The organism is Kitasatospora sp. NPDC059795, from assembly GCF_042732175.1.
Taxonomy (GTDB): Bacteria; Actinomycetota; Actinomycetes; order Streptomycetales; family Streptomycetaceae; genus Kitasatospora.
Window position 1 is genome coordinate 26,471 of the sequence record NZ_JBHWID010000025.1, and the last position, 20,268, is coordinate 46,738.

Annotated in this window: 17 protein-coding genes; 4 read left to right on the forward strand and 13 right to left on the reverse strand. The window is 74.2% G+C overall.

Annotated elements, in window-relative coordinates; genetic code table 11:
• Positions 1-51: 51 nt before the first annotated feature.
• The gene (locus ACFV4P_RS32840; protein WP_380477154.1) at positions 52-996 is read right to left on the reverse strand and encodes a bifunctional riboflavin kinase/FAD synthetase; all 945 of its coding nucleotides are present in this window, start codon (positions 994-996) and stop codon (positions 52-54) included.
• 63 nt (positions 997-1,059) lie between these two features.
• Complete coding sequence (locus tag ACFV4P_RS32845; RefSeq protein ID WP_380477155.1) at positions 1,060-4,500, reverse strand: serine protease; 3,441 nt, start codon at positions 4,498-4,500, stop codon at positions 1,060-1,062.
• 199 nt (positions 4,501-4,699) lie between these two features.
• Between ACFV4P_RS32845 and ACFV4P_RS32850 the strand changes: the two genes are divergently transcribed.
• Entirely contained in the window at positions 4,700-5,209 is a 510-nt protein-coding gene (locus ACFV4P_RS32850) for a GNAT family N-acetyltransferase (RefSeq protein ID WP_380477156.1), read from the forward strand.
• A 64-nt stretch (positions 5,210-5,273) separates the two neighbouring features.
• Here ACFV4P_RS32850 and truB read toward each other — a convergent pair whose 3' ends face one another.
• The 8 genes from truB to rimP all read right to left on the reverse strand — a co-directional run bounded on the left by truB (position 5,274) and on the right by rimP (position 13,751).
• Complete coding sequence (gene truB / locus ACFV4P_RS32855) at positions 5,274-6,179, reverse strand: tRNA pseudouridine(55) synthase TruB (protein ID WP_380477157.1); 906 nt, start codon at positions 6,177-6,179, stop codon at positions 5,274-5,276.
• A gap of 240 nt (positions 6,180-6,419) precedes the next feature.
• A complete protein-coding gene (locus ACFV4P_RS32860; protein WP_380477158.1) occupies positions 6,420-7,538 on the reverse strand; it encodes a bifunctional oligoribonuclease/PAP phosphatase NrnA in 1,119 nt (372 codons plus the stop codon).
• Entirely contained in the window at positions 7,535-7,972 is a 438-nt protein-coding gene (gene rbfA, locus ACFV4P_RS32865) for a 30S ribosome-binding factor RbfA (protein ID WP_073818819.1), read from the reverse strand. Before rbfA ends, ACFV4P_RS32860 begins: the two co-directional genes overlap by 4 nt.
• Positions 7,973-8,116: 144 nt before the next feature.
• Complete coding sequence (locus ACFV4P_RS32870; protein ID WP_073818821.1) at positions 8,117-8,413, reverse strand: DUF503 domain-containing protein; 297 nt, start codon at positions 8,411-8,413, stop codon at positions 8,117-8,119.
• 124 nt (positions 8,414-8,537) lie between these two features.
• Positions 8,538-11,639, reverse strand: a complete 3,102-nt coding sequence (gene infB, locus ACFV4P_RS32875; RefSeq protein ID WP_380477159.1) for a translation initiation factor IF-2 — start codon at positions 11,637-11,639, stop codon at positions 8,538-8,540.
• 192 nt (positions 11,640-11,831) lie between these two features.
• Entirely contained in the window at positions 11,832-12,134 is a 303-nt protein-coding gene (locus tag ACFV4P_RS32880; RefSeq protein WP_380477181.1) for a YlxR family protein, read from the reverse strand.
• A 70-nt stretch (positions 12,135-12,204) separates the two neighbouring features.
• Positions 12,205-13,206 (reverse strand): transcription termination factor NusA, encoded by a 1,002-nt coding sequence (gene nusA, locus ACFV4P_RS32885; protein WP_380477160.1) that lies wholly within the window; start codon positions 13,204-13,206, stop codon positions 12,205-12,207.
• 2 nt (positions 13,207-13,208) lie between these two features.
• Positions 13,209-13,751 (reverse strand): ribosome maturation factor RimP, encoded by a 543-nt coding sequence (gene rimP / locus ACFV4P_RS32890; protein WP_380477161.1) that lies wholly within the window; start codon positions 13,749-13,751, stop codon positions 13,209-13,211.
• 225 nt (positions 13,752-13,976) lie between these two features.
• Between rimP and ACFV4P_RS32895 the strand changes: the two genes are divergently transcribed.
• The 3 genes from ACFV4P_RS32895 (at position 13,977) to ACFV4P_RS32905 (ending at position 16,700) form a co-directional block, all read left to right on the forward strand.
• Positions 13,977-14,939, forward strand: coding sequence for a ferritin-like domain-containing protein (locus tag ACFV4P_RS32895; protein ID WP_380477162.1), 963 nt, complete (start codon positions 13,977-13,979; stop codon positions 14,937-14,939).
• A gap of 245 nt (positions 14,940-15,184) precedes the next feature.
• The gene (locus tag ACFV4P_RS32900; RefSeq protein WP_380477163.1) at positions 15,185-16,099 is read left to right on the forward strand and encodes an aminoglycoside phosphotransferase family protein; all 915 of its coding nucleotides are present in this window, start codon (positions 15,185-15,187) and stop codon (positions 16,097-16,099) included.
• A 49-nt stretch (positions 16,100-16,148) separates the two neighbouring features.
• Positions 16,149-16,700, forward strand: coding sequence for a GNAT family N-acetyltransferase (locus ACFV4P_RS32905; protein ID WP_073818831.1), 552 nt, complete (start codon positions 16,149-16,151; stop codon positions 16,698-16,700).
• 7 nt (positions 16,701-16,707) lie between these two features.
• Here the strand turns inward: ACFV4P_RS32905 and ACFV4P_RS32910 are convergent, their stop codons facing one another.
• From ACFV4P_RS32910 to ACFV4P_RS32920, 3 genes are all read right to left on the reverse strand, one after another.
• Entirely contained in the window at positions 16,708-17,583 is an 876-nt protein-coding gene (locus ACFV4P_RS32910; RefSeq protein WP_380477182.1) for a GNAT family N-acetyltransferase, read from the reverse strand.
• A gap of 83 nt (positions 17,584-17,666) precedes the next feature.
• Complete coding sequence (gene ispG, locus ACFV4P_RS32915; RefSeq protein WP_073818835.1) at positions 17,667-18,827, reverse strand: flavodoxin-dependent (E)-4-hydroxy-3-methylbut-2-enyl-diphosphate synthase; 1,161 nt, start codon at positions 18,825-18,827, stop codon at positions 17,667-17,669.
• A gap of 122 nt (positions 18,828-18,949) precedes the next feature.
• Positions 18,950-20,257 (reverse strand): M50 family metallopeptidase, encoded by a 1,308-nt coding sequence (locus ACFV4P_RS32920; RefSeq protein ID WP_380477164.1) that lies wholly within the window; start codon positions 20,255-20,257, stop codon positions 18,950-18,952.
• Positions 20,258-20,268 lie beyond the last annotated feature (11 nt).

Below are 20,268 nucleotides of genomic sequence, written 5' to 3' on the forward strand. Positions count from 1 at the left end.
AGAAAGCCCCCCGCGAAGGGTTCTTCGCGGGGGGCTTTCCGACGGCCGGGGTCAGGGGCGCTCGGTGAGCTCCCGGGCGCGCTTGACGTCCTCGGCCATCCGCTCCAGCAGGGCGTCGATGCTGTCGAACTTCTCCATGCCGCGCAGCCAGGTGAGGAAGTCGACGGCGACGTGCTTGCCGTACAGGTCGAGGCCGACGCGGTCGATGGCGTACGCCTCGACGGTGCGGGCGGTGCCGTCGAAGGTCGGGTTGGTGCCGACCGAGATCGCGGCGGGCATGGTCTCGCCGTCGGCGGTCAGCCAGCCCGCGTACACGCCGTCGGCGGGGATCGCCGAGTGCGGCACGGTGTCCACGTTGGCGGTGGGGTAGCCGAGTTCGCGGCCGCGCTGGGCGCCGCGGACGACCTCGCCCTCGACCCGGTGCGGGCGGCCGAGGACCTCGGCGACGCCCGCCATGTCGCCGGCCGCGACCAGGCGGCGGCACAGGCTGGACGAGAACGGCTCGCCGTCGCCGGCGGCGCCGCGCACCTGGAGGTCGACCACCTCGACCGCGAAGTCGTCGGCCCGGCCGAGTTCGGCGAGCAGTTCGACGTTGCCCGCCGCGCGGTGTCCGAAGCGGAAGTTGGGGCCCTCGACGACGGCCTTCGCGCGCAGCGCGTCGACCAGCACCGACTGCACGAACTGCTCGGGCGACTCCTTGGAGAACGCCGCGGTGAACGGCAGCACCAGGACGGCGTCCACGCCGAGCTGCTCGACGAGTTCGGCCCGCCGGGGCTGCGGGGCGAGCAGCGGCGGGTGGCTGCCCGGGCGGACCACCTCGCTGGGGTGCGGGTCGAAGGTGACGACGACGGACTTCGCCGCCAGTTCCCCGGCGAGCTCGACCACCCGATTGATGATCAACTGGTGTCCGCGGTGGACCCCGTCGAACGATCCGATGGTGACGACGCTGCGCCCCCAGTCCCCGGGGATCTCCTCCAGGCCGTGCCAGCGCTGCACCTGACCGCTCCTTGTTCCTACGGTGTGCACACCTGGTGCACTCGAAAGACCGAAACCGAACCCCTATAGCGTGCCATGCGACCGGCCCTGCCCAGGTACCGGAAGGCCTCCGGTGTGACCGGTCAGACGGCCGCCGGGGCGGTCGACCTGCCGTTCGGCCTCCGCGGCGGCGTACTGCGGGTCGCGGCCGGCCGCGGTGAGCGTCCGCATCCTGGTCAGTCGGGGCCCTTCGGGCGGCGGTGCGGCGTCGGCGGGCCAGTCGGCCAGCAGCCTGGCGAAACCGGCCCAGCGGCCCGCGCAGCGCACCAGGACGGCGTCCGCGCCGGGCCAGTGGTCGGCGATCCGGCGGAGCAACTCGCGCACCCGGGACGGCGGGTGGCCGGCGTGGCGGGCCGCCAGCGCCTCCACGACGGCGCCCAGCACCACGGGTGCCCGCTCGGCGGCCAGCAGGGCGTCCAGCAGCCCTGCACGGCCCGTGCCGGGGGCGGCCAGCACCGGGGCGAAGCGGGCCCGCGCCGGGGGCGCTGCGGCGAGCACGGCGGGCAGCAGCGGGCGGCCGTCCCGTCCGGCGTCCAGCAGCCGGTCAAGGTGGTCGGCGACCTGCCCGGCCCGCTCGGGCTGTTCGCGCAGCAGTTCGGCGGCGAACAGCAGCCCGGACCGCACCACCTCCGGGTCCGCGGCCCGGCCGAGCGCCCGCAGTCCGTCGCCGCCCCGTGCCCCGGGCAGCCGCAGCCGTTCGCGGACGGCGGCCAGCACCTCGGCCGGGTACTCCTCGACGAGGTCGCCGAGGACCTCCTCGGTGAGGAACGGGTCGCCGTCCCGGTAGGCGGCCAGCGCGGCGGGCAGGTGCTCGGCGCGGGCCTGCGGGTCGCGCACCAGCAGCGCCAGCGCGGCGCCGTGCAGCGCCGGTTCGTCGTCCCGGCCGAGCAGGGTGCGGGCGGCCAGCCGCAGCAGTTGCGCGCCGGATCCGCCCGCGTGCGGCGCGGTGCGCAGGGCGTGGACGGCGGCCGCGACGTGGCGTTCGGGGCGCGGGTCGTGGCTCCAGCGGTCGACGGCGCGGCACAGCGCGGACGGTTCGCGTTCGGCGAGGCGGCCGAGCAGTGCGTCGGCCCGGGGGTGCGCGGCGGCGACCAGAGCCTCCGTCAACTCGTCGAGGGCGAACTCCCGATGGTCGAACAGCAGGGTGTCGGCGAGGTCGGCGGCGCCCGGACCGGCGTGCTCGTACCAGCCGCACAGCAGCGGCAGCACGGTGTGCGGGTCGGCGGCGAGCAGGTCGGCGACCCGCTCGCGGACGGCGCGGGCCAGGTCGGCGGGGCCGTCGGCGAGGCGGCCGAGCAGCGCGACCCGGTCGGCGGCGGGCAGCGGCAGGGCGGCCCAGAACGCCGGGCCGAAGCGTGCGTCCCGGCCGGCCCGGTCGGTGAGCAGCTCCACCAGCTCGCGGTGCGCGCCCGGTTCGGGGCTGCCGGCGATCCCGGCGGCCAGCAGGCGGCCGGCCCACCAGTCGGGGTCGCCGCCGGGTTCGGCGCGTTCCAGGGCCAGCCGGATGCGGTGCAGCCAGCCGTCCAGCGCGGCCGCGCCGCGGGCCGCCGCGACCCGGCGCAGCGCCCCCGCCACGACGCCGACCCGGGCCCGGCCGACGGCGCCCTGGCGGCTCTTGGCCGCGGCCGCCGCCGCGGGCGGGAGGACGTTGCGGGCCACCGGGTCGCCGGGGGTGTCACGGGGAATGTCGGCGGGAGTGCCGCCGGTGGCCTCGTCCTCGGCGAGCAGCAGGCGCAGCGCCGCGTCGAGGTCCAGGTGCAGGCTCTGCAGCCACTCCCCCCACTCCTCGTGGCCGGCCCGGTGGCCGGTGCCGGCGGGCACCAGCAGGCGTTCCTCGTGGACGGCCCGCGCCCAGCCGCCGGCGGCGGGGAACAGCCGGTCGAACTCCTCGGCGGGCAGCGCCCCGTCGCCCGCGCCGAGCATCAGCCGGGCGGCCTCGTGCAGCCGTCCGGCGGCGACGGCGGCCAGTCGGCGCACCTGGCGGGCGTCCTCGCCGGGCGGGACGGGGCCGCCGCGCCGGTGGCGGCGCTGGCCGCCGGAGGCGAGGGCGATCCGGCGGGCGACGGTCAGGCAGGCCAGGTCGAGCCAGCCGTCGAAGAGTTCGGTGCGGTCGGCGACCGGCCCGTGCACGCCGGCGCCGTGCAGGTCGCCGGCCAGTCGCAGGGCCAGCGGGTGGCCGTGGTCGGCGGGGCCGAGGAAGGACTCGGGCAGGCCGTAGCGCCGGCCGGCGCGGGCGGCGGCGTCGTCGGTGAGCGGGCCGAGCCAGAGCGCCCGGGCGGCGGCCCGCCAGGGGCCGAGCTGCTGCCAGCCGTCGGGGCGGCAGGCGACCAGGGCGCGCGCCCGGCGGGCCCGCAGCCAGTCCAGGGCGTCGGCCAACCAGTGGGCGGAGAGCGCGAGTTGGGCCTCCTCGGGCCCGTCGAGGACGAGCAGCAGCGGGCGTCCGCCGTCGGCGCAGCGTTCGGCGAGCTCCGCCGGGGCGACCTCGGGGACGCCCAACTGCCGTGCGGCGGCGGCGAGTCGGCGGCGCAGGGTGTCGTCGAGGGCCTGGTCGTCGAGGGCGAGGTCGGCGCCGCGCAGCCAGAGCGTGGGCAGGGGTTCGGCGGCGCCGGCCCGGCGGACGGCGAGCGCGGCGAGTTCGGTGGTGCGCCCGCTGCCGGCTTCGCCGAGCAGCACGGTGAGGGTGTCCTGCGGTTCCTCGCCGCTGAGGCCGTCGGGCCGGTCGACGCGGTCGGCGGCGAGTTCGGTGATCCGGCCGGGCCCGGCGGTGGCGGCGTCCAGCTGGGTGGCCGTCAGGCGCAGTCCGCCGGCCAGGTTGAGGGCGCGGCCGAACGCGGGCACGCCGGAGGCGTTGCGGGCCAGCAGCAGGCCGAGCGGGCCGTCTCCCGGCGGGCCGGCCACGGACAGCGGGACGGCGGCCACCCCGGCCCCGCCGGCGGTGCGGACCCGGGGTGCGACGACGGCCAGCACCGCGCCGGTCTCGGGGTCGATGACGGGCGCGCCGGCCACCGGCGCCGCCGGGAGGTCGAGCAGCAGCACGCCCGGCACGGTGCGGGTCTGCGCGCCCTCCCCGCAGCGGCCGTTCTCCCGGCCGAGCAGGCCGCCGCGGGCCAGTGCGGGCGCGCCGTCCTCCCAGCGCTGGTGCGGCACCACGACGGTCCCGCCGACGTCGCCGCGCCCGATCGGCAGCGCGCGGCCGGGCACGCCGCCGACGGCGGTGGTGCGCAGCAGGGCGAGGCCGTGTTCGGGCAGCAGGTCGACGCTGTCCGGTCCGAGCACCCTGGACTGCCCGCCCGGGGTGTGCAGCACCAGCCTGGGCAGGCCTGCCACCGCCTCGTGCGCGGTCACCACCGTGCCCTGCCGGTCGGCGACGAACCCGAGGCCGCACAGCCGGCCCTGCACGTCCCGGATCCGCAGCAGCCCGTGCGCCGGGTCGCCCGCGAAGCCGGCGCTCGCGCCCTCGCCCATCCCGCCAGTCCTCCGTCCGCTCTTCCGGCCGCTGTTCCGGCCGCCGGTCAGCCTGCCCCCCACCAGCCCCACAGCACCCCGCGCGCCCCGCTCACCACACCCGTTCACCTCGCGCGCCCCCGCCGACACGCCGCGCAATGCCGCGTCCGCCCCCGAAAACCGGTGGGCCGGGCGGCGGCCGCTCTGCCACCATCCCGGCATGGACGTCCGCCTCGACCCCTGGTCCGACTCCCGTTTCGCGCTGCTGGAGCGCATCAACACCCCGGCGATGCGCCGGCACGTGGGCGGCCCGGAGACGCCGGAGCAGCTGCTGCACCGCCACCGCCGCTACCTCGCACTCCCCGCGCAGGGCGGCGTGATGTTCGCGGTCCTGGCCGACGGCGCGCCCGCCGGTTCGATCGCCTACCACCGCCGCGAGTGGCGGGGCGAGGAGATCTGGGAGACCGGCTGGAACGTGCTGCCCGAGTTCCAGGGCCGCGGCCTGGCCGTCGCGGCCGGGCGCCTGATGCTGGCCGCGCTGCGTGAGGCGGTCGCCGCGGACGCCGCCGCTCCCGGCACGCTGCACGCCTTCCCGGCCGCCGACAACGCCGCCTCGAACGCCCTGTGCGCCCGCCTCGGCTTCACCGACGCGGGCCCGTGCGAGTTCGAGTACCCGCAGCGCTCCGGCCGCTTCCTGCGCAGCCACGACTGGCGCCTGGCCCTGCGGTGAAACGCCGGGCGGCCCCGGCGGAGAATCTCCACCGGGGCCGCGCCGCAAGCTTGTTGACGCCGCGTCAGCCGACGAACACCGCGACCGGCTTGGCCTTGCCGCCGTGCTCCTCGACCAGCGCCAGGAACCGGCCGTCCGGGTCGAAGACCGCGATCGGCCCGTCCACGCCGAGGCCGGGCGCGGGCAGCCGCACGCCGTTGGAGAGCAGCTTGGCCTGGTCGGCGTCGATGTCCCAGCGCGGGAACGCGGCCGCGGCGGCGTCGGCGATCGGCAGGACCTCCAGCTTCTCCTCCAACTGCTCGATGGTGTGCGCCGATTCGACCGAGTACGGCCCGACCTTGGTGCGCCGCAGCATGGTCAGGTGCCCGCCGACGCCGAGCGCGGCGCCCAGGTCGCGGGCCAGCGCGCGGATGTACGTGCCGGAGGAGCACTCGACGGTGACGTCGAGGTCGAGCACCGGCGTGCCGTCCTCGGCGACCGCGGGGCGCACCTCGTGCACCGTGAAGGAGTGCACGGTGGTCGGCCGGGCGGCGAGTTCGAAGTCCTCGCCCTCGCGGACCCGCGCGTACGAGCGCTTGCCGTCGATCTTGATGGCGCTGACCTTGGACGGCACCTGCATGATCTCGCCGGTGAGCTTCGCGATCTCGGCGTCGATCGCCTCCCGCGCCACCCCGTCGGCGGGGGCGGAGGCGGTGACCTCGCCCTCCCGGTCGTCGGTGATCGTGGTCTGCCCGAGCCGGACGGTGGCCTCGTAGGTCTTGGCGGTGAGCATCAGGTGCCCGAGCAGCCGGGTGGCCCGCTCGACGCCGATCACCAGCACGCCGGTGGCCATCGGGTCGAGGGTGCCGGCGTGCCCGACCTTGCGGGTGCCGGCCAGCCACCGGAGCTTGGCGACCACGCCGTGCGAGGTGATGCCCTCCGGCTTGTCGACGATGACCAGCCCGTCGGGGCCCGTCCCTTTACGCTTCATCGCTCATCGTTCCAAAATCCGTGCGCATTCTCTGCGCAACCGCCTAGGGTCTGTCCGGTCGATCTTGTCGGAAAGGCGCGCGGCGTCGGGCGCCCGGCTGGGCGTGCCGGCGAACCGTCCTCGTACTGGGTGTACTTGGATGGTTTGCCGGTGCGTTCAGGCGGGATGATCCGGCGTCGCGCGCCCGGCAAGATCGGCCGGACAGACCCTAGCGCGGACCGTCCACCGAACCGGACGAGCCTAGCGCGCGGTCTCCTCCGCCAACGCCGCCCGGAACCGTTCGACGGTCTCCGTCACCCCGGCGCGGGCCGAGAACCCGGCCGCGAAGACGTGCCCGCCGCCGTCCATCCGGGCGCACGCCGCGGCCACGTCGACCGCGCCCCGGGAGCGGCAGGAGCCGCGCAGGGTGCCGTCGGGGTCCTGCTTGAGCACCAGCGCGACGTCCGCCTCGGCGGGCTTGCGCAGCACGTCGATCAGGCCCTCGATCTCCTCGACGGTGACGCCGAACAGCGCGAGGTCCTGGTACGGCACCCAGGTCCACACCAGCCCGTGCCCGCCGGCCTCCTCGGGCTCGAACACGGCGCGCTCCAGCGCCCCGGCGAGCACCTTCAGGTAGCCGAACGAGGTGGTGTCCCACAGCTGCCGGGAGATCAGGTCGTGCCGGATCCCGGTGGCCAGCATCCGTCCGGCCATCTCGTGGGTGGCGGGCGTGGTGGCCCGGTACTTGAACGAGCCGGTGTCGGTGGCGATGCCGGTGTACAGGCAGGCCGCGATCGCCCGGTCCGGCCGGACGCCCAGCCGCCGCAGCAGCTCGTCGACCAGGACGGCGGTGGCGGGCGCGGACGGGTCGATCAGCCGGACGTCGCCGAAGCCGGGGTTGGAGGCGTGGTGGTCGAGGACGACCAGGTCGGCGGCGGCGAACGCCTTGTCGCGCAGCAGGCCGAGCCGTTCCTCGGAGGCGGCGTCGAAGGCCAGTACCAGCGCGGGTGCGTCGGGCACCGCGGCGGCCGGGACGATCAGCTCCTGCCCGGGCAGGAAGGACAGCGACTCGGGGATGATCTGCGGGTCGTCGCCGAACGACACCCGCACCCGCTTGCCGAGGCCGCGCAGCGCCAGCGCGGCGGCCAGCGCGGAGCCCAGCGCGTCGCCGTCGGGGCAGATGTGGCAGATCAGGTCGATCTCGTCGGTGCCGGCGATCAGTTCCAGGGTCCGTGCCCAGGCGGCCTCGAACGGCCGGCCGGGCTCGGGCGTCGACGACCCGCTGCGCGGGCCCGGAAGCACCGCGAGGGCGGTCTCCACCTCGACAGTGGAGACCGCCCCCGCGGCGCCGGACTCGGCCGGGATCCCGGCCGTGGTCACTCGTCCTCGTCGTCGTCGCGGGCCGACTTGTACGGGTCGGCCTCGCCTGCGTAGTCGGCCCCGGCAGCGACGGTGCGGACGGCGGCGTCGGAAGCCCGGGCCTTGTCCAGCAGGTCGTCGATGTTCCGGGCGTTGTCCGGCAGGGCGTCGGCGACGAAGGTCAGGGTCGGCGTGAACCGCACCCCGGTCTGCTTGCCGACCTCGGAGCGCAGGATGCCCTTGGCGCTCTCCAGCGCGGCCGCGCTGGACTCCCGCTCGGTCTCGTCGCCGTAGACGGTGTAGAAGACGGTGGCCTCGCGCAGGTCACCCGTCACCCGGGCGTCGGTGATGGTGACGTACCCGAGTCGCGGGTCCTTGATCCGGCGTTGCAGGGTCTCCGCCACGACCACCTGAATGCGGTCCGCGAGCTTGCGCGCCCTTGCGGTGTCGGTCACGTTGCCTTGCCTCCTCGTGCAGTAGGCGCGTACCCGGGTCATGACCTCGACCCGGTGGGGCCCTCTCCCCAACGTACCCGCCCGCGCCCAGCCTTGTGGGCGCTCCGGTTCCGATGCGGGTGTGACGGTGGTGACGCCCGCAGGTCATTCGTCGTCGTCGTGGTGGTGGCGCCTCCTCGCGGAGAGCAGCATCACCTCGGGGCGGCCCGCCACGAGCCGCTCACAGCTGTCCAGGATCTCGTTGACGTACCCGGCGTCGCCGGACACCACCGCAACGCCGATCTCGGCCCTGCGGTGCAGATCCTGGTTCCCGACCTCTGCGGCGCACACGCTGTACTTGCGCTGCAGTTCGGCCACGATGGGCCGCACGATCGACCGCTTCTCCTTCAGCGAGTGAACGTCGCCGAGGAGCAGGTCGAAGGTGAGAGTACCTACATACATGTAGTGACAGGCCTGGCCGGCCTGGGGGCCTCGAAGGATTCCCGACAGCCAGGACCCTAACAGCGCGGCCGGGGCCGGTCGACGGGATAACTGCACCCCGTCGGCCGACCCCGGTCAGCAGCCGTTACGCGCGCGGCTTCTCGCGCATCTCGTAGGTCTCGATGACATCCTCGATCTTGATGTCGTTGAACGAGCCCAGCGTGACACCGGCCTCGAAGCCCTCGCGGACCTCGGTCGCGTCGTCCTTGAAGCGGCGCAGACCCTCGATGTTGAGGTTCTCCGCCACGACCTTGCCGTCGCGCAGCAGGCGGGCCTTGGTGTTGCGGCGGATGATGCCTTCGCGCACCAGGACACCGGCGATGTTGCCGAACTTGGAGGAGCGGAACACCTCGCGGATCTCCGCGGAGCCGAGGCGCACCTCCTCGTACTCGGGCTTGAGCAGGCCCTTGAGCGCGGCCTCGATCTCCTCGATCGCCTGGTAGATGACCGAGTAGTACCGGATGTCGACGCCTTCGCGCTCGGCCGCGGTACGGGCACGCCCCTCGGCGCGCACGTTGAAGCCGATGATGATGGCGTCCGAGCCCATCGCCAGGTCCACGTCGGACTCGGTGATGGCACCCACACCGCGGTGCAGGACCCGCAGCTCGACCTCTTCGCCCACGTCCAGCTTGACGAGAGCGTCTTCCAGGGCCTCGACCGAACCGGAGACGTCACCCTTGATGATGAGGTTGAGCTTCTCGATGTTGCCGGCGGCCAGCGCGGCCTCGAAGCCCTCCAGCGACACGCGGACGCGGCGCTGGGCCATCGAGGCGTTGCGGTCGCGGGCGGCGCGCTTCTCGGCGATCTGACGGGCGGTGCGGTCCTCGTCGACGACGATGAAGCTGTCGCCGGCGCGGGGCACCGAGGTCAGACCGAGCAGCAGCACCGGACGGGACGGGCCGGCCTCGGAGAGGCTGTTGCCGTTCTCGTCCAGCATCGCGCGGACGCGGCCGTAGGAGTCGCCGACGACGATCGAGTCGCCGACCCGCAGGGTGCCGCGCTGGACGAGCAGCGTCGCCATGGCGCCGCGGCCCTTGTCCAGGTGGGCTTCGATCGCGATGCCCTGGGCGTCCTGCTCGGGGTTGGCGCGCAGGTCGAGCGAGGCGTCCGCGGTCAGGACCACGGCCTCCAGCAGCTCCTCGATGTTGAGGCCCTGGCGCGCGGAGATGTCGACGAACATGGTGTCGCCGCCGTACTCCTCGGCCACCAGACCGAACTCGGTCAGCTGACCGCGGACCTTGGTCGGGTCGGCGCCCTCGACGTCGATCTTGTTGACGGCGACCACGATCGGCACACCGGCGGCCTTGGCGTGGTTGAGCGCCTCGACCGTCTGCGGCATGACACCGTCGTTGGCCGCGACCACCAGGATCGCGATGTCGGTGGACTTCGCACCACGGGCACGCATGGCGGAGAACGCCTCGTGACCCGGGGTGTCGAGGAAGGTGATCGGACGCTGCTCGCCGTTCACCTCGGTGACCACCTGGTAGGCACCGATGTGCTGGGTGATGCCACCGGCCTCGCCCGCGACCACGTTGGTCTTGCGGATCGCGTCCAGCAGTCGGGTCTTACCGTGGTCGACGTGACCCATGACGGTCACCACCGGCGGACGCGGAGCCAGCTGCTCCTCGTCGCCCTCGTCGACACCGAAGTCGATGTCGAACGACTCCAGCAGCTCACGGTCCTCGTCGTCCCGGCTGACGATCTCCAGCACGAAGCCCATCTCGTCCGCCAGCAGCTGCAGCGTGGCGTCGGAGACCGACTGGGTGGCGGTGACCATCTCACCGAGGTTGAACATGACGGAGACGAGCGCGGCCGGGTTGGCGTTGATCTTCTCCGCGAAGTCCGTCAGCGACGCACCGCGCGACAGGCGAACGGTCGAACCGTTGCCACGCGGCAGCATCACACCGCCGACGGACGGGGCCTGCATGGCCTCGTACTCCTGGCGCTTCGCGCGCTTCGACTTCCGGCCACGCGCCGGACGGCCACCGGGGCCGCGACCGAACGCACCCTGCGTGCCACCACGGGCACCCGGGCCGCCGGGACGACCGCCGAAGCCACCGGGACGGGCACCGCCGCCACCGAAGCCGCCGCCACCGGTGCCACCCGGACGGGGACCGCCGAAGCCGCCACCGGCCGGACGCGAGCCCGGACCGGCCGGACGGCCCTGGAAGCCCGGACGGGCGCCACCCGGAGCACCCGGACGCGCACCGGGACCACCCGGACGCGCACCGGCACCCGGACCCGGACGCGGGCCCGGACGCTGCGGCATCATGCCGGGGTTCGGACGGGGCATGCCGGACGGGCTGGGCGCGCCGGGGCGCGGACCGGCCGGACGGGGCATGCCGTCGGGACGCGGAGCACCGGCACCCGGAGCACCGGGACGCGGGGCGCCACCGGGACGGGGACCGCGCTCACCGGCCGGGGCACCGCCCGGACGCGGAGCACCGGCACCCGGACCGCCGGGACGGGGACCGCGCTCGCCACTGGGACGGGGACCGCGCTCGCCGGCCGGACCGCCCGGACGCGGAGCACCGGCGCCCGGAGCACCCGGACGCTGGCCGCGCTCGCCGGACTGGCCGCCCGGACGCGGGGCGGACGGACGGGCCATGCCCGACGCGCCACCCGAGGTGAAGGGGTTGTTGCCCGGACGCGGACCGGCCGGACGCGGGCCCGGACGGGCCGCGGGGTTGGCCGGAGCCGGCCGCGGGGCGGCCGGACGCGCCGGAGCCTCACCGGCCGGAGCCGGGGAGGAGAACTCGGCCGCCGGGGCGGGCGCGGCAGGCGCGGCCGGCGAAGCCGGACGGGCAGCCGGGCGCGGACCCGGGGTCGGCGCCCCGGCGGGCTTCGGCGCAGCCGAGCCCGCAGCGGGCGCGGGAGTGGTCGGACGGGGGCCCGGCGTCACGGTCGGACGCGGGCCGGGGGTGGGGGCACCCGGCTTGGGTGCGGCCGAACCGGCGGTGCCGGACGGCTGGGGCGCCGCGGGCTTCCGCGGGCCAGGCTTCGCGGAGGACGCGCCGCCGGACGGCGGGGTCGCTCCCAAAGCGTCAGTCAACTTGCGCACGACCGGCGCCTCGATCGTCGAGGACGCCGAACGCACGAACTCGCCCAGCTCGGTGAGCTTGGCCATGACGGCCTTGCTCTCCAGACCCAGCTCCTTGGCGAGTTCGTAAACCCGGACCTTAGCCACTTCGCTCCTGTCTATACGTCCGGGGTATTCGTCCGCCGGACTGTCGCTACTTCATGGGCGTACTCATCGCGTACTCATCGAGTGCTCATCGCAATCTCGACCTACTTCCATCTCGCGAGGTACCTGACTTTGTGGCACACGGCGATGTACCCACTGCCGTGCACTGGTGCGTGTTGCCGGACGCAAGGCCCGTCAGCGGGCCGACTGACCGTCGGCCGGACTTGCTCCTGCCCCGACGTACTCCCGCAGGGCGCCGGGTTCGAGCGTGCCCTGGACCCGGAAGGCCCTCGGGAACGCCCGGCGGCGGACCGCGAGGTCGAGGCAGTTCGGTACGGGATGCAGATACGCGCCCCGGCCCGGCAGTGTGGCGCGGGGATCGGGGACACACTCGCCCTCGCCCGCCACGACACGCAGCAGCTCATGCTTGGCCGCCCGCTTGCGGCAGCCCACGCAGGTGCGTTCAGGGCATGCACGGGCATGCGTCCGGCCAGACACGCTCAAGTCTACCCCTCCGAAGGGACTCGCCGCCGCCGAGTAGATCTCCGGAGGCTGGGAACAACGCTTGCTACCGGCTCGCCGATTCCTCGACCGGGACTTCGGTGTCCGGACGGATGTCGATCCGCCAGCCGGTGAGACGGGCGGCGAGGCGGGCGTTCTGCCCCTCCTTGCCGATCGCCAGCGACAGCTGGTAGTCCGGCACGATCACCCGGGCGGACCGCTGCGCCAGGTCGACGATCTCGACCTTGGTCACCCGCGCGGGCGACAGCGCGGCCGCGACCATCTCGGCCGGGTCCTCCGACCAGTCGACGATGTCGATCTTCTCGCCGTGCAGCTCGGCCATCACGCCGCGCACCCGCATGCCGTTCGGGCCGATGCAGGCGCCCTTGGCGTTCAGGCCCTGGCGACGCGACCACACCGCGATCTTGGTGCGGTGGCCGGCCTCGCGGGCGATCGCCGCGATCTCCACCGAGCCGTCCGCGATCTCCGGGACCTCCAGCGCGAACAGGCGCTTCACCAGGCTCGGGTGGGTCCGCGACAGGGTCACGGACGGGCCGCGGACACCGCGACGCACGCCCACCACGTAGCACTTCAGGCGGGTGCCGTGCCGGTAGTCCTCGCCCGGGACCTGCTCCTGCGGCGGCAGGATGGCCTCCAGCTTGCCGATGTCGACCAGGATGTTCTTCGGGTCGTTGCCCTGCTGGACGACACCGGTGACGATGTCGCCCTCCTTGCCGGCGTACTCGCCGAAGGTCTTGTCGTCCGCGGCGTCCCGCAGCCGCTGCAGGATGACCTGCTTGGCGGTGGAGGCGGCGATCCGGCCGAACCCGCTCGGGGTGTCGTCGAACTCCTTGGGCTCCACGCCCTCGTCCAGCTCGGCCGCGTCCTCCAGGGCCCACACCGTCACGTGGCCGCTCTTGCGGTTCAGCTCCACCCGCGCGCGGCGGCGCGAGCCCTCGGTGCGGTGGTACGCGATGAGGAGGGCCGACTCGATCGACTCGACCAGCAGGTCGAACGGCACGCCCTTCTCGGTGACCAGCCCGCGCAGGGCACTCATGTCGATGTCCACGATTACGCCTCCTCTTCCTCTTCGTCCGTGTCCGCGATGTCGGCGGCGGCGTCGAGCAGTTCCTCGTCCTTGCGGTTGAACTCGACCTGCACCCGGGCCCGCGCGATCTCCGCGAACTCCAGTCGGCGCTCCTTGGGGCGGCCGCGCCCCTTCACCGGCTGCACCTCGACCAGCGCGCCGTCCTCGTCGCTCTCCAGCACCTGCGCGGTCAGTTCCGCGCCGTCCACCAGCTTGATCGCCGCCAGCCGGCCGGTCGCCCGGCGCCAGTGCCGCGGCTCGTTCAACGGGCGCTCGGCGCCCGGCGAACCGACCTCCAGCAGGTACGCGGCGTCGCCCATCAGGTCCGACTCGTCCAGCGCCTGGCCGACCAGGCGGGAGAACTCCGCGATCGCGTCCAGGTCGACGCCGCCGTCGGCGTCCACGTCGATCTGCACCTGGCGGCGGCTGCCGGCCTGGGTCACCTTGACCTCTTCGAGATCCAACCCTGCCTCGGCGGCCAGCGGCTCCAGCAATGTGCGCAGCCGGTCAGTGGGGGTGGTGCTCATCCGGGTGACTCCTCGGCCGCGTCTGCTGTTGTCAGAGGTGCTAACTCAGGTGGAAGCCTATCCGGTCAACCCCCGAACCGCCGATTCCGACCCGGGCCCCGGCCACCCCGCTGCGAGCAACGTCACAACCACCCGGTACTGTCCGAGCTTTCGCCGGGAGTGCCCGGCTCCGGTAGAGATTCTCCCGACGGGGGCGTCCGGCCCCACGAACACGCTGGAGTGCCGATGCCCGCGCCCACACGGCGGTCCTTCCTGGCCCTCGGGGCGCTCGCCCTGCTGTGCGGCTGCACCTCCGGCCCCGACAAGGCCCGGCGCCCCGCCGTCGAGGACGCCGACCGGCCGCTGCGACTGCGCCAACTCGCCGCCACCGACGCGCTGCTCGCCGACTACGACGCGGTGCTCGCGGCGAACCCCGGCGACGCGGACCGGCTCGGCAACCTGCGCGACGACGTCGTCCAGCACCGCGAGGCGCTCGCCCAGTCGCTGCCCGCCGCCTCGCCCGCCTCCTCGCCCGCGGCCTCTCCCTCGGCCTCCTCGCCCGCCGCCCGCACCGTCGCCGACCTGGCCGCCGCCGAACTCCGCACCGCGGGCCTGCGGTTGGCCGACCTGGCCGCCGCCTCCCCCGCCCTCGCCAGGATGCTCGCCTCCGCCTCCGCCTCCGGCGCCGCGCACGCTGCCGCCCTCGGCGACACCGGGCCGATCGCCGCCGACGGGCCCTCGCCCGCACCCTCCGCGTCGGCCGCCGCCGACACCGAGGCGCTCCAGTCCGCGCTCGCCGCCGAGCACGCCGCCGTGTACGGGTACGGCGTGGTCGGCGCGTTCCTGCCGGCCGGCCCGCAGCGCGAGGACGGGCGCGCCGCCTACGCCGCCCACCAGTCCCGCCGGGACGCCTGGCAGCGCCTGCTCGCCGCCGGCGGCGCCTCCCCCACTGCCGCCGCACCCGGCTACCGGCTGCCGTTCCCCGTCAAGGACGCCGCCACCGCCGGCCAACTGGCCGCCCACCTGGAGATCCAACTCACCGCCGCCTACGCCGACCTGTGCGCCACCACCGCACTGCGCCCGCAGGCCGCCACCGCCCTCCGCGAATGCACCCTCCGCGCCGCCCACTGGGGCGCCGACCTCCCCGCCCTCCCCGGCCTCACCCCCGCCGACCCCGCCGACCCCGCCCCGACCACCGGCGCCGGCTAGGGCCTGTCCGGTCGATCTTGTCGGATCAGCGCGCGGCTCCCCCAGCCCTTGCGGGCCGGGAGGTGCCCCCATTTCGCGCCCGGCTGGGCGTGCCGCCGGAACGTCCTCGTACTGGGTGTACTTGGATGTTTCGGCGGTGCGTCCAGGCGGGATGATCCGGCGTCGCGCGCCCGGCAAGATCGGCCGGACAGGCCCTAGGGCCTGTCTCGCCGTCCGCGGTCGCCGCTCTGCGCGATGATGGCGGCATGTCCGCACAGCCTCCGCAGTTCACCGTCCCCGAGCGTCTGGCCGCGTCGGTCCGGGCTGGGGGTGATCCCGCCGAGGCGGAGTGGCTGGCCGCGCTGCCCGGCCGGTTGGCGCGTCAACTGGCTGGCTGGGGGCTGGTGTTGGAGCGGGTGGCCGAGCCCGGCGGGGGCCGCGGGCTGGTCGGGTACGGGTACCGGGTCGAGGACCGTACGCCGGTGGCGGTGAAGGCGGTGCGGCCGGCCGCCGACCCGGCGGCCGAGGCGGCGGCGCTGCGGGTCTGGGCCGGTCGCGGGGCCGTGCTGCTGCTCGCCGACGCCGACCGGACGCTGCTGCTGGAGCGGCTGCACGGGGAGATCCCGCTGCGTTCGCTGGTGGAGGCGAAGGCCACCCTGGAGGCGACCAGCCTGCTGCGCCGCCTCTGGGTCGAGCCGCCCGCCGGGCACGCGTTCACCACCCTCGCCGAGCACGCCGACGCACTGGCCGGGCGGATCGCCGAGCGGCGGACACTGCCGGGCGCGGCCGACGCGGGGCCGCTGGTGGACGAGGCGCTGGAGGCGGTGGCGCTGGCCGCGGACGGCGGCGGGTGGCTGCTGCACGGGGACTTCCACCACGGGCGGGTGCTGGCCGCCGACCGTTCGCCGTGGCTGGCGGTCGGCCCGCGTCCGGTGGTCGGCGACCGGGCGTTCGACCTGGCCCGCCTGGTGCTGGACCGGGTGGAGACGCTGGCGGCCGCACCGGGCCCGCGCGGTGCGGCCCGGCGGCGGCTGGCGCAGCTGTCGGAGGCGGTGGAGCTGCCCGCCGACCGGGTGCGGGCCTGGACCCTGCTGCGGGCCGTGGACACCGCGTTGGCGGCGCTCGCCCGGGGCGACTCGGCGGGCGCGGAGCTCCATCTGGAGTTCGCGGCCTGGCTGTGAGGACGGGCCGCGCGTCCGCCCGCGACGGCAGGTAGTAACGTCCCGCTTCATGGAGCAGCGCACCGGGGTGACGATCGAGGCCATCGACCTGGCGGCGTGGGCGCCTGCCGTGCTGGAGGTCCAGGCGGTCGCGTTCGGGCTGGGTCCGCAGGAGGTGGCGGTGCGGCTGCCGATCGTCGGCCGGCACGCGTTGCAGCCGGGGGTGCTGGCGCTGGGGGCGATGGCGGAGGGCCGGCTGGTCGGGTTCGGCTACGGGATGCCCAATCAGCGCACCCACTGGTGGTCGACGGTGATCGAGCCGTACCTGGCCGCGCGCGGCCACGAGAGCTGGCTGGACGGGGTGTTCGCGGTGACGGAGCTGCACGTGCTGCCCGAGTTCCAGGGCCTGGGGGTGGGCACCCGGCTGATCCGCACCCTGTGCGGGCACTCGGGTCTGGACCGTTCGATCCTGTCGGCGATCGACGCGGAGACGCCGGCGCGCCGGCTGTACCGCTCGCTCGGCTACCGGGACCTCGCGCCGGCGGTGCGTTTCCCGAACACGGCCCGGCCGTACGCGGTGATGGGCGCCCACCTGCCGCTGCGCGACCCGGCCGAGGCCTGACGGATCGTCAGAACAGCACGCTCATGAAGGTGCCGACCTCGCGGAAGCCGACCCGGCGGTAGGCGGCGCGGGCCCGCAGGTTGAAGTCGTTGACGTACAGCGACACCACGGGGGCGACCTCGGCGAGCGCGGTGTTGACCACGGTGGCCATGCCGCTCTCGGAGAGCTTCCTGCCGCGGTGCTCGGGGGCCACCCAGACGCCCTGGACCTGGCAGGCCCCGGCGGTGACGGCGCCGATCTCGGCCTTGAAGACGACCTTGCCGTCCTCGTCGAAACGCGCGAACGACCGTCCGGAGGAGACCAGTTCGGCGACCCGGGCCTGGTAGAGCAGGCCGCCGTCGCCGGCCAGCGGGGAGATCCCGACCTCCTCGGTGAACATGGCGACGCAGGCGGGGATCAGCGCCTCGATCTCGGGGCGCTGCACCCGTCGCACCAGCGGGTCGGGTTCGACGTCGGTGACGGGCGTGGAGGTGGCCATCAGCGGCTGGTGGCCGCGCACCTCGCGGGCCGGGCCCCAGGAGCGTTCCAGCAACGCCCACAGGGCGGCGGTGGCGGCGGCCGGGCCGACGATCGAGGAGCAGCGGCGGCCCTGTCGGCGGGCGCGTTCGGCGAAGGCCCGGACGGCCTCCGGGCCGGCGTTGACGGGGACCAGGTTGGCGCCGGCGTAGCAGAGCGATTCGAGTCGCCCGTCGGCGTCGTGCCAGCCCCACATCTCGCCGCCGAGCCGCCACGGGTCGAGGCCGACGGCCTCCACCCGGGTGGCGACGAAGGCGTTGGCGACCGGGTCGCGGCGCAGGATCTCCAGCGCGTCGTCGAGGTCGGGCGTCTCCAGCACGCGGGTTGCGGCCAGCGCCCGGGCGACCTGGAACGGGCCGGGCAGCATCACACCTCGATCGAGCACGGGAGGCACCTCTCGCAGCGGGCGGGACCGCCGAAAGAAGCGGTCCCGCCGGGAACTTCAGACCGTCACTCGGCGGCCACGACGACGGGGGCGCCCGACTCGACGCCCTCTTCCTGCATCTGCTCGGCCAGCTTCATGGCCTCTTCGATCAGGGTCTCGACGATCTTCGACTCGGGCACGGTCTTGATCACCTCGCCCTTGACGAAGATCTGGCCCTTGCCGTTGCCGGAGGCGACGCCGAGGTCGGCCTCGCGGGCCTCGCCGGGGCCGTTGACGACGCAGCCCATGACGGCGACCCGCAGCGGCACCTCCATGCCCTCCAGGCCGGCGGTGACCTCCTCGGCGAGCTTGTAGACGTCCACCTGGGCGCGGCCGCAGGACGGGCAGGAGACGATCTCCAGGCCGCGCTGGCGCAGGCCGAGCGACTCCAGGATCTGGTTGCCGACCTTGATCTCCTCGGCCGGCGGGGCGGACAGCGAGACCCGGATGGTGTCGCCGATGCCCTCGGCGAGCAGCGCGCCGAACGCCACGGCGGACTTGATGGTGCCCTGGAAGGCGGGTCCGGCCTCGGTGACGCCCAGGTGCAGCGGGTAGTCGCAGGCGGCGGCGAGCTGGCGGTAGGCGTTGATCATCACGACCGGGTCGTTGTGCTTGACCGAGATCTTGATGTCGCGGAAGTCGTGCTCCTCGAACAGCGAGCACTCCCACAGCGCGGACTCGACCAGCGCCTCCGGGGTGGCCCGGCCGTACTTCTCCAGCAGGCGCTTGTCGAGGGAGCCGGCGTTGACGCCGATCCGGATCGGCACGCCGGCGCCCTTGGCGGCCTTGGCGATCTCGCCGACCTTGTCGTCGAAGGCCTTGATGTTGCCGGGGTTGACGCGCACCGCGGCGCAGCCGGCGTCGATCGCGGCGAACACGTACTTGGGCTGGAAGTGGATGTCGGCGATCACCGGGATCTGCGACTTCCTGGCGATGATCGGCAGCGCGTCGGCGTCGTCCTGCGAGGGGACCGCGACCCGGACGATCTGGCAGCCCGAGGCGGTCAGCTCGGCGATCTGCTGGAGCGTCGCGTTGACGTCGGAGGTCAGCGTGGTGGTCATCGACTGCACCGAGACCGGCGCGTCACCGCCCACCGGTACGTTGCCGACCATGATCTGCCGCGAGTACCGGCGCTTGGCCAGCGGCTTGAGCGGCAGGGAGGGGATACCGAGCGAGATCGCGGTCATGTGCGCAGTGTTTCCTCTGCAGAAATTCGGTGAGCCGACGCGCGCCGTATCCGGCGCGCCCGGCGTCCAACGGTACGGCACGGCCGGGTGGCGGAGCACACCCGGCCGTGGGTGGCGCGCGGCTAGTTGATGCGCACCGGGTTGATGATGTCGGCGGCCATCACCAGGGCCGTGAAGCAGATGAACACCCCGGCGACCACGTAGGCCAGCGGCATCAGCCGGGCCACGTCGAACGGTCCGGGGTCGGGGCGGCGCAGCACCCGGGCGGCGCCGCGGCGCAGCGACTCCCACAGGGCGCCGGCGATGTGTCCGCCGTCCAGCGGGAGCAGCGGCAGCATGTTGAACAGGAACAGCATCAGGTTGATGCCGGCCAGCAGTTGGACGAAGAACGCGAGCTGCTGGGTGGCGGGCAGGTCCATCGCGAACACGTCGCCGCCGAGCCGGGCGGCGCCGACCATGCCGATCGGCGAGTCGGTCTCGCGCGGGGCGCCGTCGACCACGGCGTGCCACAGGCCGGGGATCTTGCCGGGCAGCTGGGCCAGCGACTCGACGCTGTGCCGGGCCATCGAGTCCATCTGGTCGACGCTCTCGCCGAGCGACAGGTGGTGCACGCCGGTGGCGGGGGTGATGCCGAGGAAGCCCGCGGTGACGGTCCGGCCCTTGACCGGGTTGTTGTCCTTGTCCAGCGCCTGCAGCGTGTTGGTGGTGATGTCGGCGTTCAGCGTGGCGAGGCCGCCGTCCTTGTGGCGGACCTCGATGGCGACCTGCTTGCCCGCCGAGTCCCGGATCAGGTTGGACAGCTGCGGGTAGTCGTGGATCTGCACCCCGCCGAAGCTCAGCACGGTGTCGCCGGCCCGCAGGCCCGCCAGGTTGGCCGGGGACTTCGCGTCCTCCGGCTTGCAGGTGTCGGTCTTCTGGCTGACCGGCACCACGCACTCGCTGACGGACTGCACGGTGGGCACCGACTGCTGGACGCCGATGCCCATGAACAGCGTCAGGAACAGGCCGATCGACAGGATCAGGTTCATGCCGGGGCCGGCGAACATCACGATGACGCGCTTCCACGGCTTGCGGGTGTAGAACAGCCGGGTCTCGTCGCCGGGCCGGACCTCCTCGTAGGAGGCCTCCCGGGCGTCCTCGATCATCGATCGCCAGGGCGAGCTGGAACGCTTCGTTATCCGGCCGTCCGCGCCGGGCGGGAACATGCCGATCATCCGGATGTAGCCGCCGAACGGGATCGCCTTCAGGCCGTACTCGGTCTCGCCCCGCTTGGTCGACCAGATGGTCTTGCCGAAGCCGACCATGTACTGCGGCACCCGGATGCCGAACAGCTTCGCGGTGGAGAGGTGGCCGAGCTCGTGCCAGGCGATCGAGAAGAGCAACCCGATCACGAAGATCAGGACGCCCAGCACCCACATCAGCTTGTCCACCGCGTCGCCTC